Raw genomic sequence first — 16,876 nt, forward strand, 5'->3', positions numbered from 1 at the left:
CGTTGCCGGAGGCTTTACGCCGCGCGGAGGCCTCCACAGCCTTCGAGGAATTCGCCGCGGCGTGAGAACGGCACCTCGGCCGCCGATGCAGTCCGCGCAGGCGGACTTCGTGCTGGTCCAGCGGCGAATTCATTCGCTCCTGGATTTGCGGACACGCCGGGCTTGGCTTGGATCGTCTCATTTCGCCGCGTGCCTCGGCCGCGGCGATCTTCGCGTGCTTCCGCCGTCTACTCCGCCGCGCGGATGCCCACATGGTCGCCGTTCATGACGAGCGGAACCGTAAGCAGGGCGCGGAATTCGTTGTATCCCGTGCGGCCCGGAAAAAAGGCGTGCAGAAACAGCCACGGACCGCCATCCGGACCCTGCGCCACGGACGGATGCCCCGGCCCCCACCATTCCGCCGTGGATCGCAGAAGCGGTCCCGGCAGCTTGCGATACGGCCCCAGCGGCGCGTCCGCCACCGCCGCGCCGATGCCGTAGCGCGAGGTGGAAAAGTCGTTGCCGGCGTAGAACAGGTAGTATTTGCCGCCACAGGACGCGACCCACACGCCCTCGATCAGGTGCGCCTCCCACTCCTGATCGTTTTCCAGCACCAGCGTCCGCTCCCCTTCCAGCCCCAGCCCGTCCGCCGTCAGGCGCTGCGCCCAGATCGGCGTGCGCATGGCGTGCAGGACGGCGTCGATGGCATCACGCACATCATTTTCCGTCTCCCGCGCGTGCAGTTCGGCAAGGCGGGCGCGGACTTCGGAGAAGCGGCCGGTGACGGCTTCTACCAGGGGCTGATGGACAAAGAAGTTTTCCATCGGCTCGCGCGTGCGCACCCACGGCCACAGCGCGGCGATCAGCGACGCGGTGCGCTGGTCCTCATCCGCCGGAAACAGTTCGGCGATCAGGCGGCCGTGCTCGAACAGCAGCTTGTGGAGAAGACGCGGCCAGACGCCGTTGGTGTCTTCCTTCCAGAACAGCCACGCATCGCCATCTTCCACCAGCACGTGCGCGTCGATCACCCCGCCGCGCAGCAGCGGCTGGTCCGGCGTGGTGAACGGGCCGTGCGGCGTGGGCGCGGTCGCCACGCCGATGGCCAGGTCCAGCCCGTCCTTTTCGCGCGCGGCGAAGTAGACGCGGTACTCGCCGCCCACCTCGTGCATCTCCGGCGCCCAGTAGTCGCTCATTCCCGCGCCGTCGGACGCCCACGCCGGCTTGTGCCCGGCGGGAAAGACGAAGCCGGTCAGCTCCCAGTCCCGCAGATCACGCGAGCGCGCGACGGGAAAGGAGTCGGGCGCGTCGTTGGAGGTGGCGACGAGCCAGTACCACGGCCCATCCTCTCCCGCCACGCGGATGACGGCGGGATCGCCGTACCCGTGCAGCACGCGCGGCGACAGGTTCTCCGTCAGCAGCGGTTGATACGGCGCGGTGAAGGACGGGATTTCCGCGGGACGCCGGTTGCGCGGCATCCGCGTGCGGAACCGCGCGGACACGGCCGCGTGGAAATCCAGATACCCGTTGTGCGTGCGTTCCCGGACGGCAAAGGACTCTGTCACCACCGCGCCGGACGCGTCCGGGCCAGTGACGGCCATCGTCCGCCCATCCTCCGCGACCGTCACATCGAACGCGAACGGCGCGTCCGCGGGTGACGGGAAACGAGCTTCGTGCGCCACGCGTTCCGTCACTGCGTGCACGGCTCGCCGGACGGGACCGGCAGGGCCACGCCGGACGCCACGGGCTGCCCGAAGTCCGGCGATCCGTCCGCGCGCCAGGTGAAGCGCTGCGCGCGGATGACGCGGTTCCAGTTGGGCCCGGTATCCACCTTGGCGTGGTAGATGATCCAGTCCTCGGTCCCGTCTGGCGACTTGGTGAACCCATTGTGGCCGGGGCCGTACACCTCGTTGGCTTCGGCGAACACCGGCCCGCTCTTGGTCCAGCTGGAGGGCTGCAGCGGATCGGTTCCCGTCAGGCGCAGCTGCCCCAGCCGGTACGCGCGCGTCCACGACTCACGGGTGGAGTAGATGACGAACGCGTGGCCGTTGTGCTCCAGCACCTGCGGCCCCTCGTTCAGATCCAGCCCGTCGGTGGGATCCACGCGGCGCTCCCAACTTTCCGTGGGCGACGAGATGCGCACGCGCGGCCCGCTGATCGTCGACGGGTTGGACATGCGCGCCACGTAGATGAACTGCGGCGTGCGCGCCACCGGCGTGTTGTTGTCCCACCCGGACCAGAAGCCGTACAGCTGCCCGTTCAGGCGGTGGACGGTGAAGTCGATGGCCCACACGTCGTCGGCGCGGGTGGCGAGGTCGCCGCCGGTGTCCAGCGCGCCCAGATCTTCCCACGCGCCGCGCGGATCGTTTCCGGCCGCGCGCAGCACGCCGGCGCGCTGGTAGATGAACGGCGCGTCCTGCGGGCCGGGGCGGCCGCCGGCGTAGTAGATGTACCAGCGCCCGTCGACGAAGCGGATTTCCGGCGCCCAGATGTGCGTCTGGTTCCACCCGGTCTCGGGGGAGGTCCACACCTGCACGCTGTCGCGCATGGGATCGGTGAGCTTTCTCGACCGGAACACCCAGATGCTGCTACGTTGTCCCTCGCCGGGATTCTTGCCCTGCGCCATGTAGTAGAACCCGTCGCGGAACTCCACCCACGGGTCCGCGCCGCGCGCCACCGGATTGGTGAACGTGCACGAGCCGCCGGACGCGGCCGCCACGGGCGCCGGCGACTCCGGCGACTGCGCGGCGGGGGCGCACGCGGCGAACGACGCGGCACCGAACAGGGCGAATCCGGCACGGGCGAGCAACACCTGACCACGACTGCGAATCATCGATGCAATCCTCTCTGCGTGTTCCCGGGCCGGTGAGCTACCGGCCCCTGTACCCGGAAGCCGCCGACCAGGGCGATCCCTATCTGCTCGCCATTCCCGAGGGCGTGGCGGCGGCGCACCGCTACTACGTCTACGTGACGCGCGACGAAACCAGCGACGGCCGCGGCGGCACCGCGTCGGCGGGCGCCTTTCCCGCGTTCGCCTCCGACGATCTGGAAACGTGGCGCCCCATCGGCCCCACGCTGGCCGGCGACGCCACGAAGTACGCCTTCTGGGCGCCGTGCGTGCGCTACGTGGCCGGACTGGAGCGGCCGTACGTGATGCTGTACTCGCACGGCGCCGGGCTGGGCGAGCAGGCCCACATCGGCCACCAGATCCGCCGGGCGGACGCCGAGCAGCCGGAAGGGCCGTTCATCGACACCGGCCACGTCCTTACGCCCGACGCGGATTTCGCCATCGACGCCGATGTGTACGCCGGGCCGGACGGGGTGATGCGGATGGCGTACGCCATCGACTTCATTCAGGACGAGCCGTACGGCACCGGCATCGTGGAAGTCGCCATCAACGACGACCTTACGCGCGTCCTCTCGTCCCCCGCCCTGCTGGCGCGCCCCACGGAGCAGTGGCAGCTGTTCGATGCCACGCGGCGCCTGCCGTGGATGCACATTCCCGGCGTGGACTGGGCGACGGACACCGTGCGCTGGAGCACCGTCGAGGGCCCGGTCGGCGGCCTGACCAATCCGCAGGGCCGGCGCGTGTACCTGTACAGCGGCGGCTGCTACTACGGCTTCTACGCCGTGGGCGCGCTGGTCGAGAACGCCGCGGGCGCGCTGGAAAACGTCACGCGCGACGGCCGCGGCTTCGTGCTGGGGCAGCTGCCGGAGCACGGGTTCTACGCGCCGGGCCACTGCGACTGGTTCAAGGCGGCGGACGGGCGCGAGTGGCTGGTCACGCACGCCCGGTTCGGCTCGCCCACCGCGCCGCGCAACGCCGCGCTCGTGGAGCTGCGCTGGGATGCGGACGGCCTTCCGTACTGCCCCAGGCCGGGGGAGTAGGAACAACGGAAGTGCCCGGTCCCCAGTGCCCGGCGTCGATGGTTGGACGCCGGGCGCTTCTCTCTCCTCGCCCGCACAGCGGCCGCGCTATAATTTCTCACCCGCGCATCAGCCCAGGATTGTCATCCTGAGCGAGCGGCCACGCCGCACCATCCGCGGAGCCGATGCCTGCAGCGAGTCGAAGGATCTTGCCACATCCTCTGCCCCGAGCACCGCATTCCGAGTCTGATCCACGCCCCACCTGCCGGGCACTCCGAGAGTGCCGTGGCAAGATCCTTCGACTACGCGCCAAGGTCTGGCGTGCCGGACCGTCTGGCGCGGCGCTCCGCTCAGGATGACAATTTGGGCGCGTCGCCTTCCGAACCGCACACTTTCATTCTGAAGGAGCAGGCGCGCGCTCCTTCTATAGGAGCAGGCGCCGTCGTCTCCGTCGCGCCGACAGCGCGCGACGCGCTGCACCTCGCGTTGTCATCCTGAGCGAGCGGCCATGCCGCACCCTCCCTCGCGCCGATGCCTGCAGCGAGTCGAAGGATCTTGCCACATCCTCTGCCCCGAGCACCGCATTCCGAGCCTGATCCACGCCCCACCTACCGGGCACTCCGAGAGTGCCGTGGCAAGATCCTTGACTGCGCGTCAAAGTCTGGCGTGCCGGACGGTCCGGCGGCGGCGCTCCGCTCAGGATGACAAGGGCGATCTCAGCGCGGCTGACACGTGCAGCGGCGGCACCGTCATCACTCGGCTCGCGCCCAGGTGCGCGTACCGCTTGGGCACTTGGAACCGGGCACTGGGCACTGCTGTTTTCTTCTCTTACCGCGGCCCCGGCCTCGGCTCGGCGGACGGGCCGCGGTCCACGCGCGGCCATCCGTCCACGTAGATCAGCCGGTCCATCAGCATCACCCGGCGCGTGTTCACGTCGTCCGACGGCTTGGAGCGCGGACGCCGCACATCCACTGCGTGGTAGAAGATCCAGTCCGTCCCGCTGGCGTCGGTGATGACCGAGTTGTGCCCCGGCGCCGTCCACTGCCCGCCCGCCTCCAGAATGGCGCTGGTGCGCGCGCCCGTGGCCTCCGCCAGCGTCTGGAACGGCCCCGTCGCGCTGCGCGAACGCGCGACCAGCGCGGCGTAGTGCGCACGCGGGCCGCAGCAGTTGTCGCCGGAGTAGAACAGGTAGTAGTACGGCGCGTGGTACGTCACCCAGGCGCCCTCCACCAGCCGCTGGTACTGCGTGGAATCCGACTCCGGCAGCGCGGGCACCAGATCCACCGGCCGGCTCCCCGCCGCGAACGACACGCGGTCCGCCGCCAGTTCCTGCACCTTGATGGGCCCGAAGCCCGATCCCCAGTACAGCAGCCGCTTTCCCGTGGCGGGATCATCGAACGACATCGGGTCGATGTTCACGAACCCCGATCCGCACTGCAGCGGCTCGCCCTTGTCGGCAAACGGTCCTTCCGGACGGCGCGACGTCGCCACGGCCAGGCACAGGCCGCGCGTGGTGTCGCTGACCGCGGCGTCCGGTTTGGCGGAGTAGTACAGGTAGTACGTGCCGTCGTGATGGGCCACGTGCGGCGCCCAGAAGTCCTGCGTGGTGCGCGCCCAGCGCGGCTTGGCCGGCAGCGCGTCCCCGATGTGCTCCCACGTCGCAAGATCGCGCGAGCGCGCCATCTGGATGTTGAGCGTCGTGCCGTCCCGCTCCGTCTGCGTGGCGTAGGCGTAGTACATCCCGTCCGCCGCGCGGATCACCGTGGGATCGGGAAAATCCACGTCCAGCACGGGATTGGTGTACGTCCGCGCACCGCTCGACGCGGACGCCGCCGGAGCGTTGGATGCGGGCGCGCAGGCCGGGAGCGCGCACGCCAGCAGCAGCGCGCCGATGCGCATCATCCCCGATCGCGTGCCGTTCATCCCGGATTCCACCACGTGCCGCGCGTCAGTGCCCATGAGGCGTCCGGCGCTGCAGGCGGCTCTGGATCACCACGACGCCGAGCAGGAAGACGCCGCGCAGCACGCCCTGCCACCACGGCGTGATGGTGCCTTCCAGGTTGAACAGGTTGAAGATCACGCCCAGCAGCAGCACGCCCACCAGGGTGGCGCCCACCCCGCCCTGCCCGCCGCTCAGCAGCGTTCCGCCCACGACCACGGCGGCGATGGCGTCCAGTTCCCATCCCGCTCCCGCCACCGGCTGCCCCGCGCCGAGCCGTCCCGCGAGGACGACGCCGGCCAGCGCGGCGAGCACGCCGCTGACGGCATAGGTGGTGATCAGCACGCCGTCCACTTTCAATCCCAGCAGCCGCGCGGCGTCCTGATGGTCGCCGGAGGCGTACACGTAGCGGCCGTAGCGCGTGTAGCGCAGCACCGTCCACCCGATCAGGAAGGCGAGCGCGGCCAGCAGCACGGGAACGGGAACGCCCAGCAGGCGCCCGCGGCCCAGCCACAGAAAGCCCTCCGCCGCGCGGTCCACCCGCACCGAGTTCTCGTTCGTGGTCCCCAGCGCCACGCCGCGCACCGCGATCATCATCGCAAGCGTGACGATGAACGGCTGAATGCGCGCGCGGGTGATCAGCACGCCGTTCACCACGCCCAGAACCGCGCCCGCGGCGAGCCCGCCGGCGATGGCGGCAAAGGTGCCGTACGGCGACAGCGCGGCGGCGGTAATCCCTCCCAGCGCCAGCACCGAGCCGACGGACAGGTCGATGCCGCCGGTGAGCACCACCATCGTCATCCCCAGCGCCACGAAGCCGAGCATGCTGTTCTGCCGCAGCACGTTCAGCAGGTTCTCGGGCGTGGCGAACGCCTCGTAGCGAATGACGCCGAAGACGCACACGGCGATCAGCGCGATCATCGTCCCCTGCCGCTGCAGCAGCGACGCGGCCCGCGCGCGCAGCGCCGGCACCGGCGCGGCCACTCCCGCTCCGGCGCCCACGTGGCTGTCCGCCGGCCCGGGCGCGACGCCGAGCGCCGTGCCGCCGGTCTGCCCCTGGTGTTCCACTAGACCCGCCTCGGGAGTTGGAGGTACACGGCAAAGAGGATGATGAGCGCCTTGAACGCCAGCGCCCAGGCGTACGGAATGAGCAGCATGTTGAAGCTGGTGGCGATCACCTGCATGATCAGCGCGCCCACCACGGTCCCCATCATCGTCGCGCGGCCGCCGCTCAGCAGCGTTCCACCGACGACGACGGCGGCGATGGCGTCCAGCTCCGCGCCCTGCCCGATGCGCGCCGCCGCGCTGGCGCCCAGGCGCGAGGCTTCGACGAGGCCGGCAAGCGCGGCGAGCATCCCGCTCATCACGTAGACGGTGATCACCGTCCGGTTGACGGGGACGCCGGCCAGCCGCGCCGCCGCGGGGTTGCCGCCCGCCGCCAGCACGTAGCGCCCGAACGGCGTCGATCGAAGGACGAAGATGCCCAGGGCCACCACGGCCGCCGCGATCAGCACCTGCACCGGCACCGGGCCGATGTGCCCGCGGCCCAGCACCAGAAAGCCGGGATCGTTGATGGTGATGAGCGCGCCGTCGCGGTTGATGACCTGCGCCAGCCCGCGCCCCGCCAGCAGCGTCGCCAGGGTGACGACGATCGCCTGCACCTTGAAAGTGGACACGAAGGCGCCGTTCAGCAGGCCGACCGCCGCGCCCGCCAGCAGCGCCAGCGGAATGGCGATGACCAGCCCCTGATCCACCGTCACCGCCGCGACCGCCGCGCTGATCGCCATCACCGAACCGACGGACAGGTCGATGCCGCCGGTGGCGATCACCAGCGTCATTCCCACCGCCACCAGCAGGGTGACGGACAGCTGGAACAGCACGTTCCAGAAGTTGCCCGTCGTGGCGAAGTTGGGGGTGAAGATGGCGTTGGCCAGCACCAGAATGACGAGCGCGATCACCGCGCCCCCCGTGGCGCCCATCGCGCTCCACCACCGCCTCATGGATCCCGCCGCGGGCGCCCGCCGCACGGCCACCGTTGCCTCCATCTCAGCTCTCCAGGGCCGGGGACGCGGACACCGCGCTCCCCTCGGCCATCGCGTGGATGATCGACTGCTGCGAAATGTCGGAGCCGCGCAGTTCGGCCACGTTCTGGCCATCGCGCAGCACGACCACCCGCGAACTCCCCTCCACCAGCTCCTCCAGCTCCGACGAGATCATCAGCACGCCCAGCCCGGTGCCGGCCAGCTCGTTGATCAGCGCCTGGATCTCGCCCTTGGCGCCGATGTCGATGCCGCGCGTCGGTTCATCCAGAATCAGCAGCGCGGGGCTCATGCACAGCCAGCGCGCCAGCAGCACCTTCTGCTGGTTGCCGCCGCTGAGCTCCCGGATCTTCTGGTCCGCGCTGGTGGCCTTGATGCCCAGCCGCTTCATGTAGCGGTCGACGATCTCGCGCTGCTTCGCCCGGTCCACGATCCCCGCGCGCGTCAGCGTCGGCAGCGCGGCCAGCGTCAGGTTCTCGCGCACGGACAGTTCGGGGATGATCCCCTCGCCCTTGCGGTCTTCGGAGACGAAGGCGATTCCCGCGCGGATGGCATCGTCCGGCGTGCGGGGGGTGATCCGCTTGCCATCCATCTGAATGCCGCCGTCCTCCGCCGGGTCGGCGCCGAAGATGGCGCGCGCCGTTTCCGTCCGTCCCGACCCCAGCAGCCCCGCGACGCCGAGAATCTCCCCCCGGCGCACGTCCAGCGACACGCCGCGCAGCTTCTGCCCGCGCCGCAGCCCGTCCGTGCGCAGCAGCGGCTCCGCGCTTTCCGCCTCCGGCGCGGCCCCGGCGAACGCCGTGGTCCCCTGCCGCAGTTCATCCCGCGCCTTGCCCAGCATCAGGCACACCAGGTCCAGCCGCTCCAGCTCCGCCATGCGGTGCGTGGCCACCAGCCGCCCGTCGCGCAGCACCGTGGTGCGGTCGCACACGGCGTACAGTTCGTCGAAGCGGTGGCTGATGTAGACGATGCTGGTGCCCTGCGACTGCAGGTGGCGGATCATGTCGTACAGGATGGCCACCTCGCGCTCCGCCAGCGAACTGGTCGGCTCGTCCAGGACCAGAACCTTGGCCCCCAGCGACACGCCGCGCGCGATGGCCACCATCTGCTGCTGCGCCGTGCTGAGCGATCCGAGCACGACGTCCGGGTCGATGGCCAGCCCCAGCCGCTGCAGCAGTTCCGCCGTGTCCGTCCGCATGCGGCGCCAGTCCACCAGCCCCCAGCGGCGCGGCTCGCGGCCCAGGTACACGTTCTCCGCCACCGTACGGAAGCTGAGAAGGTGGATTTCCTGGTGCACCGCAATCACGCCGGCGGCCTGCGCGTCGGCGGGGGAACCGAAGGAGACGGGCTGCCCCTCCACCCACACCTCGCCGCCGTCGCGGCGGTAGGCGCCGGTCATGATCTTGATGAGCGTGCTCTTGCCCGCGCCGTTTTCGCCCACCAGCGCGTGCACCTCGCCGCGGCGCAGGGTGAAGTTCACCCCGTCCAGCGCGGTGGCGCCGGCGAAGCGCTTGACGATGCCCTCCATGCGGAGGACTTCGGGCCGGGAATCGGGTGGGAGGCTGGTCATGAAGGAGAGTGCGTGAGTGCTGTGTGCGTGAGTGCGTGAGTGCGTGAGTGCGACAGCAAAGTGCGTGAGTGCCGGATGCGCGGGCGCGGGACGGAAGCTTCAGGCTCCGCACTCACGCACCCCGCACCCCGCACTCACGCACTTCCCATCCGTCAGTACGCCTCGGCCACGAACTGCGCCGCGTTGGTGCGGTCAAAGAAGCGATCTGTGATCAGCTTCTTGGGCGGCACCTGCTGGCCCTTGCGCACCTGCTCGATCGTTTCGAACGCGATGGGGCCGAAGCGGGGGTTGCTTTCCACCGTCGCCCCAAGCTCGCCGCGCTGAATGGCTTCCAGCGCCGCGCGCTGCCCGTCGATGGACACGATCCGGACGTCCGTTCCCGGCGTGCGGCCGGCGGCGCGCACGGCCTGAATGGCGCCCAGCGCCATCTCGTCGTTGTGCGCGTACACGGCGGTGATCTGCGGCCCCAGCGACTGCGCGATGTTCTGCATCACCCGCTGCCCCGTCGCGCGGCTGAACTCGCCGGTCTGCGACGCCAGGATCTTCATTCCCGGGTGCTGCGCGATCACCTCGCGGAAGCCCTTGGCGCGGTCCGACGCCACCGACGAGCCGGGCGTGCCGGTAAGCTCCACGATCCCCGCCGTTCCGCCCGTCTCCTTCACCAGCCACTCGGCCGCGCGGCGCCCCTGCTCCACGAAGTTGGAACCCAGGAAGGTGACGAAGTCGTCGCCCGCCTTACCCTCCGCCTCGCGGTCCACCAGGATCACCGGGATGTTGGCTTCCTTGGCGGCCTGCAGCGCCGGCGCCAGACCCTCGTACTCGCGCGGGGCGAGGAGGATGACGTTCACCCGGCGCGCGATCAGGTCTTCCACGTCGGCCACCTGCTTGGCCGTCTGGTCCTGCGCGTCGGTGACCACGATGTCGTAACCGCGCTTCTGCGCCTCGTCGCGCAGGCTGGCCGTCTGCGCCATGCGCCAGGGGTTGTCGTGCCCCATCTGCGAAAAGCCGACGGTCCACTTGCCGTCGGACGCGGCCTCCTTGCGGCAGCCGGCCAGCGCGGAAAGGGCGAGCACGGGCAGCACGCCCGCGCGCAGGAAGGTACGGAGCCGGAACGGGGACATGGGCTGGCCTGGACGGATGGGGGCTTGAAATGGCGTGCGGACGGGCGAGACCTGAACCAGTCCGACGTGAGTTCAGATTTGTTCAGAGACAGTACGTTTACCGGGTGCACGATGTCAAGCACCTTGCCCGTGGCCGTCACGTTACACGCCAATACCAGCAGAAGAGTTGGATGGGCCCCGAACGGGCCAACATCCGCGAGGCGCAATCCGGCTTCCGGCCCTGCTCCTGCTGGGTGCTGGGCCCAAGAGGGGTCCGCGCTCTCCGGACCGTTGCAGGGCCGTCACAGATTTGCACCTCGAACGAACATAATGCTTGACAGCCCGGAAGCGAACGTCTAACCTGAACGCACCCGAACCTGTTCAAACACGTTCAATCGCGGTTCACCCCCGGTTCGCGGGCGCCGCTCTCTCCGCCATTCCGCCCCGCGCCCCGCCTCTGCCCACGCCGCCGATGAAGAACAAGCAGCCGACCATCAACGACGTCGCGCGGCTCGCGGGAGTGAGCAAGGCCACCGTGTCCGCCGTACTCAACGACACGGGAACGGTGCGCAAGTCCACGCGCGAGCGGGTGCTGGCCGTCATCGAATCGCTCAACTACCGCAAGAGCGGGCCGGACACGCGGGGCGGCGGCGGCCAGGTGCGCAGCCTGGGGCTGGTGATCAAGGAAATCGACAACCCGTACTACGGCGAAGTGGTGACCGGCGCGCGCGCCGCGGCGGAAGAGGCCGGCTACACCCTGCTGGTGATGAGCAGCGAGGGCGAGCACGCCTCCGAGCGGCGCGCGGTGGAGCTGGCGCAGGCCAAGGGGGTGGACGGGCTCATCATCACCCCCGTGCTGGACCAGACGGCGGACCTGTCGCACCTGTTCGAGCTCAAGCGGCGCAACCTGCCCTTCGTGCTGCTGGAGGAGGTGCTGGGGCTGCAGGCGTCGCTGGTGGACGTCGACAACCAGGGCGCCTCGCGCAAGGCGGTGGAGTTTCTGATCGGGCAGGGGCACGCGCGGCTGGCCCACTTCGCCGGGCCCGCGTACTCCATGCACAGCCAGGAGCGCATCGACGGGGTGAGACGGGCGTGCAGCGCCAGCCACATCATCTTTGGCGATGACGGCGTGGTGCGCGCCGGGGCCCACGCCGAAGACGGCTACCGCGCGGGGATGGAGTACTTCTCCGGCCGCCCCGCCGCGGAGCGCCCTACCGCGGTCACCTGCTACAACGACCTGGTGGCGCTGGGCCTGTGCCGCGCGCTGTCGGAGCTGGGGATCGACGTTCCCGGCGACGTGTCGGTGGTGGGGTTCGACGACATCCACATCCTGGAGTTTCTGCCGCTGCGGCTGACCTCCGTGCGCGTTCCCAAGTTCCACATGGGGCAGATGGCGGCGCAGATGCTCATCCGGCACATCGAATCGCGCGAAACGCTTCCGCCCCAGAGGCTGTTCCTGGAAACCGAAGTGGTGGCGCGCGATTCCACCCGCGCCCGTTCCGGGGGCGCGGCGCCCGCCCCCTCCATCGTCCAGGTGGCCGTCGGCAGCGGGGCCGCCGGCGCCGGGCGCACCCCGAGCCTGTCCGTGCGCTGAACGAATGACCCGACCGTGTAGCACCGGGCCGCCCGTGGCCGCCCGCCGGAGTTGTCCCACCCGCCCCACCCCGGCCGGCGCGTCCCCCGCGCGGCCGGACCCGTTCACCCGCTTCCCAATTGAGGGAACCCGATGAAGAACCCTGTCGTTTCCCGCGCCCGGACCGCCGCGAGGCTGCTGTTCCGAGCGTTCGCCTGTCTGGCACTGCTCGCGGGCGTGCCGCTTCACGCCCAGAGTACCGGCCGCATCAGCGGCCTCGTGGTGAGCGCGGCCAACGGGTCGCCCGTGGCCGACGCGCAGGTGTCGGTGGTGGGAACCCAGCTCAGCGGCCGCACCGGGCCTGACGGACGCTACACCATCAGCGGCGTTCCCGCCGGCCGGCAGCAGGTGCGCGCCGGACAGATGGGCTTTTCCTCCAGCGCGGTGACCGTGACCGTGGCCGCCGGCGAAACGGCGACCGCCAACTTCACACTGGGCACCGCCACCCTGACGCTCGACACGCTGGTGGCGGTGGGCTACACCACCCAGCGCCGCGCCACGGTGAGCGACGCGGTGAGCGAAGTGACCGCGGCCGACATCCAGGACCGCCAGGTCGCCACGGTTGAAGAAGCGCTGCGCGGCCGCGTGGCCGGCGTGAACATCGTGTCCAGCGGACAGCCGGGGCGCGAGTCGCAGGTCATCGTTCGCGGGCAGAACTTTCTGGGCGGCACCTCTCCGCTATACGTGGTGGACGGCATGTACACCCGCCAGAACCCCAACCTGAACCCGCGCGACATCGAGTCGGTGCAGGTGCTGAAGGACGCGTCGGCGGCCGCGCAGTACGGCGCGCAGTCGGCCAACGGCGTCATCGTCATCACCACCCGCCGCGGCCGCTCGGGCGCGCCCAAGGTGGCCGTGAACTCGTACTACGGCTTCCAGGAAGTGCCGCGCCGCATCGACTTCGTAAGCTCGGAGCGGTGGACGCAGATCAACAACATGGCCCGCGTCAACGGCGGCCAGGCGCCCGACAACACCCCCATCAGCATCGACACCGACTGGCAGGACGCGGTGTTCCAGCAGGGCGCCGTGCAGGACCACAACGTCGCCGTCAGCGGCGGCAGCGACAACGCCAACTACCTGATCGGGGCCGGCTACTTCAATCAGGAAGGCACCATCATCGACACCGACTTCGAGCGCTTCAGCTTCCGGGTGAACTCGGAAACGCGCGGCTCCAAGTGGCGCGTGGGGCAGAACGCCACCCTGTCGCGCAGCACGCGCAACAACCTGGTGGGCTTTCCCCTGGTGGACGCGGTGCGCCTGCAGCCGGGCATTCCGGTGCGTGACGCCAACAACGCCAGCGGCTACGGCTACGGCAGCGGCAATGGCGCGCTGGCCACCTTCGGCACCAACCCGGTGGGCGCGTTTGAGCGCGAGGACAACCGCGACATCAGCAACCGCGTGCTGGGCAGCCTGTTCGGCGAGTACTCGTTCACCCGCTGGCTGCGCTACCGCCTGAACCTGGGCGTGGACTACCAGGACCTGAACTACAACAACTTCATCCGGCAGCAGCAGATCCGGCAGAACACCGTGCCCACCTTCAACGAGGCCACGGACCGCCGCGACACCAACATGGTGCTGCTGATGGAGCACCTGCTGAACTTCGAGAACACCTTCGGCGAGCACTCGCTGAGCGCGGTGGCCGGCGTGTCGGAGCAGACGGGCCGCTTTGAGCGCATCGAGGCGTACCGCCGCGGCTTCGCCGACGAGGACCTGACGGAGATCGACGCGGGCACCACCAGCTTCGCCAACCGCGGCTTCGAGATCCCCAGCGCGCTGCGCGGCCTGCTGGCCCGCGCCAACTACTCGTACGCCGACCGCTACCTGCTCACCGGCACCATCCGCCGCGACGGCTCGTCGCGCTTCGGGCCCGGCAACAAGTACGGCACCTTCGTGTCGGGCTCGGCCGGCTGGGTGATCAGCGAAGAGTCGTTCTACGACAACCTGCCCTTCCTGGGCGGCGCCGTCGACAACCTGAAGCTGCGCGCCAGCTACGGCTCGCTGGGCAACCAGGACATCGGCGACTTCCAGTACGCGGCGTCCATCATCGCCAACCAGAGCTACCTGTTCGGCGGCAACATCGCCACGGGTGCCACGCAGCTGCGCCTGGCCAACCCCGACATCCGCTGGCAGGACCAGACGCAGACCAACGTGGGGCTGGACTTCAGCGTGATGGACGACGCGCTGCGCTTTACGGCCGACTACTACGTCAGCAAGAGCGACGGCCTGCTGGTGAACGCGCCCATCCCCTGGAGCCTGGGCTCGGGCTTCAACGACGCCACGGCGGCGCCCACGGTGAACGCCGGCAGCATCCGCAACCGCGGCTTCGAGTTCGGCGCCGAGTACACGATGAACCGCGGCGAGTTTGAGCTCACCACGAGCGCCAACCTCACCACCATCGACAACAAGGTCACCGCGCTGGGCAATGGCGGGCAGCCGATCTTCGCGGGCTTCAACAACGTGTCGCGCACCACGGTGGGCGGCAGCATCGGCGAGTTCTACGTCCTGCGCACCAACGGCCTGTTCCAGAGCGACGCCGAAGTGCAGGCGTACAAGAACAGCGAGGGCCGCCTGATCCAGCCCAACGCCAGGCCGGGCGACATCCGCTACGCGGACCTGAACGACGACGGCACCATCAACGACGACGACCGCTACGTGGCGGGCAGCCCCATCCCCAACCTTGAGGGCGGGCTGGCGCTGAACGGAACCTGGCGCGCCTTCAACTTCGGCCTTGCCATGCGCGGCTCGCAGGGCTCCGAGGTGTTCAACGTGGTGAAGTACTGGACGGACCGTCTGGACGAGAACTCCAACTACCGCGCCGGGCTGAACCCCTGGACGCCCGAGAACACCAACACCGACGACCCGCGCGCCGTGTTCGGTGCCGCCGGCGCCGACAACGCCCGCGCCAACACCGACCGCTGGATCGAGGACGGCTCGTACCTGCGCATTCAGAACGTGGTGGTGGGCTACCGCCTGCCGGGCAGCCTGACCAGCCGGCTGGGCCTGGGCGGCGAAGGCTCGCGCATCTACCTGAACGTGCAGAACCTGCACACCTTCAGCGGCTTCTCCAACTGGGACCCGGAAATCAACGCCGGCAACGCCCTGACCCGCGGAATCGACGACGGAACGATCTATCCGAACCCGCGCTCGTTCACGCTCGGCATCGACGTGAACCTGTAATGCGGCGGCCTGGATCCTCCACCCACAACGAGCCGAGCAATCGAGCCATGAAGCCACTCAACCGGATGGTTCCGGTGCTTCTCCTGGGAGCCGCGATGCTCACGGGGTGCGCCGACCTGACGCAGTCCGACCCCAACCAGCGGACCGAGGAAACATTCTGGCAGAACGAACAGGACGCGATCCTGGGCGTGAACGCCGCGTACCGCGGCCTGCAGGAAAACGGCACCTACGGCCGCTGGCTGCAGTTCGCCTACGACACCCGCTCGGACATCGGCTACAGCCGCAGCCCGTGGGGCGACCTGGCCAACTTCACCAAGTCGGTGCTCAGCAGCTACGACTTCGAGGTGAACCGCGAGCTGTTCCAGCACCACTACCAGGCGATCTTCCGGGCCAACCAGGTCATCGCCAACGTGCCGGGCATCGACATGAACACCACCACCCGCGACCGCATCGTGGGGGAGGCCAAGTTCATCCGGGCGCTGATGTACTTCAACCTGGTGAGCCTGTACGGCAACGTGCCCATGCCGCTCACCCCGTCGGTGGCCAGCGACCGTCCGGTGCAGGTGACGCCGGACGTGGCGTGGGCGCAGATTGAAAAGGACCTGAACGAAGCCCGGGCCGTGCTGCCGGCGTCGTACTCCGGCGCCGACGTGGGCCGCGCCACCAGCGGCGCCGCGTCGGCGCTGCTGGGCCGCGCGCTTCTGCAGCAGGGCAAGTGGCCGCAGGCGGCCGCGGCGTTCGCCCCGGTGATCCCGGGCTACCAGCTCATGGCCAACTACGGTGACAACTTCATCGAGGCGACCGAGAACAACCGCGAGTCCATCTTCGAGGTGCAGTTCGGCGGCCCCGAAGTGCTGGCCGCCGGCAGCCGCGGGCAGAACATGATCAAGATGATGGGCCCGTGCGGTGTCGGCTTCTGCGACGGCGAGCCCACCAACTGGTACTATGACCAGCTGGCCAGCGAGCGTACCACGGCCGACCAGCCGGACCCGCGCCTGGACGCCACGCTGTTCTACAACCGCGCCGGCGGCCAGGACGTGTACGGCACCTCGTTCACCGCGCGCTACGGCAACCGGCTGGGCGACCGCTTCTGGAAGAAGTACGGCGAGTACTACAAGCGCGACCAGGACTGGGACAACCCCATCAACGTCCGGGTGCTGCGCCTGGGCGGCGTGCTGCTGATGCACGCCGACGCGCTCAACGAGGCCGGGCAGACGGAAGCGGCCCGCCCGTTCGTCAACCAGGTGCGCGCGCGCGCCGGGCTGGCCCCCATCGCCGCCGGGCTGTCGCAGACCCAGATGCGCGACCGCATCGAGGCCGAGACGCTCAAGGAACTGGGCTTTGAGAACGAGCGCTTCCTGTGGCTCAAGCGGCACGGGTGGCTCACGGACCAGGCGCGGATCAACATCCTCAAGACGCACGACCCGGACTTCAACCTGTTCGAGCCGTTCCGGGCGCTGCTTCCGATCCCGTCCACGGAAACCAACCTGAACGCCGAAAACGTCAAGCAGAACCCCGGCTGGTAATTCGGGGAACGGCGTGACACCAACGCGAACGGCCGCTCCGGCGGCCGTT

General features: G+C 69.5%; 11 protein-coding genes. 4 read left to right on the forward strand and 7 right to left on the reverse strand.

Features of this window, described 5'->3' with window-relative positions; translation table 11 throughout:
- Positions 1-227: 227 nt before the first annotated feature.
- Both HNQ61_RS08700 and HNQ61_RS08705 read right to left on the reverse strand, forming a co-directional pair.
- Positions 228-1,658 (reverse strand): family 43 glycosylhydrolase, encoded by a 1,431-nt coding sequence (locus tag HNQ61_RS08700; RefSeq protein WP_221239671.1) that lies wholly within the window; start codon positions 1,656-1,658, stop codon positions 228-230.
- Between the two features lie 8 nt (positions 1,659-1,666).
- A complete protein-coding gene (locus HNQ61_RS08705) occupies positions 1,667-2,809 on the reverse strand; it encodes a glycoside hydrolase family 43 protein (protein WP_170039951.1) in 1,143 nt (380 codons plus the stop codon).
- Between the two features lie 2 nt (positions 2,810-2,811).
- Here HNQ61_RS08705 and HNQ61_RS08710 point away from each other — a divergent pair, with 2 nt between their 5' ends.
- Positions 2,812-3,864 carry a family 43 glycosylhydrolase gene (locus HNQ61_RS08710; RefSeq protein WP_170039953.1) on the forward strand — a complete coding sequence of 351 codons (1,053 nt, stop codon included), beginning with the start codon at positions 2,812-2,814 and terminating at the stop codon, positions 3,862-3,864.
- Between the two features lie 807 nt (positions 3,865-4,671).
- Here the strand turns inward: HNQ61_RS08710 and HNQ61_RS08715 are convergent.
- The 5 genes from HNQ61_RS08715 to HNQ61_RS08735 all read right to left on the reverse strand — a co-directional run bounded on the left by HNQ61_RS08715 (position 4,672) and on the right by HNQ61_RS08735 (position 10,512).
- Entirely contained in the window at positions 4,672-5,802 is a 1,131-nt protein-coding gene (locus tag HNQ61_RS08715) for a glycoside hydrolase family 43 protein (protein ID WP_205762206.1), read from the reverse strand.
- The gene (locus tag HNQ61_RS08720; RefSeq protein ID WP_205762208.1) at positions 5,792-6,850 is read right to left on the reverse strand and encodes an ABC transporter permease subunit; all 1,059 of its coding nucleotides are present in this window, start codon (positions 6,848-6,850) and stop codon (positions 5,792-5,794) included. Before HNQ61_RS08720 ends, HNQ61_RS08715 begins: the two co-directional genes overlap by 11 nt.
- Entirely contained in the window at positions 6,850-7,827 is a 978-nt protein-coding gene (locus tag HNQ61_RS08725) for an ABC transporter permease (RefSeq protein WP_170039955.1), read from the reverse strand. Before HNQ61_RS08725 ends, HNQ61_RS08720 begins: the two co-directional genes overlap by 1 nt.
- A 1-nt stretch (position 7,828) precedes the next feature.
- Positions 7,829-9,391: a sugar ABC transporter ATP-binding protein gene (locus HNQ61_RS08730; protein WP_170039956.1), complete on the reverse strand. Its 1,563-nt coding sequence runs from the start codon at positions 9,389-9,391 to the stop codon at positions 7,829-7,831.
- Between the two features lie 152 nt (positions 9,392-9,543).
- Positions 9,544-10,512, reverse strand: coding sequence for an ABC transporter substrate-binding protein (locus HNQ61_RS08735; RefSeq protein ID WP_170039957.1), 969 nt, complete (start codon positions 10,510-10,512; stop codon positions 9,544-9,546).
- Between the two features lie 451 nt (positions 10,513-10,963).
- Here HNQ61_RS08735 and HNQ61_RS08740 point away from each other — a divergent pair, with 451 nt between their 5' ends.
- From HNQ61_RS08740 to HNQ61_RS08750, 3 genes are all read left to right on the forward strand, one after another.
- A complete protein-coding gene (locus HNQ61_RS08740; protein WP_170039959.1) occupies positions 10,964-12,085 on the forward strand; it encodes a LacI family DNA-binding transcriptional regulator in 1,122 nt (373 codons plus the stop codon).
- 132 nt (positions 12,086-12,217) lie between these two features.
- Positions 12,218-15,301 (forward strand): SusC/RagA family TonB-linked outer membrane protein, encoded by a 3,084-nt coding sequence (locus tag HNQ61_RS08745; protein ID WP_170039960.1) that lies wholly within the window; start codon positions 12,218-12,220, stop codon positions 15,299-15,301.
- Positions 15,302-15,348: 47 nt separating this feature from the next.
- On the forward strand, positions 15,349-16,827 hold the full coding sequence (locus HNQ61_RS08750) for a RagB/SusD family nutrient uptake outer membrane protein (protein WP_170039961.1): 1,479 nt from the start codon (positions 15,349-15,351) through the stop codon (positions 16,825-16,827).
- Positions 16,828-16,876 lie beyond the last annotated feature (49 nt).

This window comes from Longimicrobium terrae, assembly GCF_014202995.1.
In the GTDB taxonomy this organism is placed as follows: domain Bacteria; phylum Gemmatimonadota; class Gemmatimonadetes; order Longimicrobiales; family Longimicrobiaceae; genus Longimicrobium; species Longimicrobium terrae.

Coding starts and splice junctions, on each gene's coding strand:
- HNQ61_RS08705 (WP_170039951.1), bottom strand. CDS start 2,809: ATGATTCGCAGTCGTGGTCAGGTGTTGCTCGCCCGTGCCGGATTCGCC.
- HNQ61_RS08710 (WP_170039953.1), top strand. CDS start 2,812: ATGCAATCCTCTCTGCGTGTTCCCGGGCCGGTGAGCTACCGGCCCCTG.
- HNQ61_RS08715 (WP_205762206.1), bottom strand. CDS start 5,802: ATGGGCACTGACGCGCGGCACGTGGTGGAATCCGGGATGAACGGCACG.
- HNQ61_RS08725 (WP_170039955.1), bottom strand. CDS start 7,827: ATGGAGGCAACGGTGGCCGTGCGGCGGGCGCCCGCGGCGGGATCCATG.
- HNQ61_RS08730 (WP_170039956.1), bottom strand. CDS start 9,391: ATGACCAGCCTCCCACCCGATTCCCGGCCCGAAGTCCTCCGCATGGAG.
- HNQ61_RS08735 (WP_170039957.1), bottom strand. CDS start 10,512: ATGTCCCCGTTCCGGCTCCGTACCTTCCTGCGCGCGGGCGTGCTGCCC.
- HNQ61_RS08740 (WP_170039959.1), top strand. CDS start 10,964: ATGAAGAACAAGCAGCCGACCATCAACGACGTCGCGCGGCTCGCGGGA.
- HNQ61_RS08745 (WP_170039960.1), top strand. CDS start 12,218: ATGAAGAACCCTGTCGTTTCCCGCGCCCGGACCGCCGCGAGGCTGCTG.
- HNQ61_RS08750 (WP_170039961.1), top strand. CDS start 15,349: ATGAAGCCACTCAACCGGATGGTTCCGGTGCTTCTCCTGGGAGCCGCG.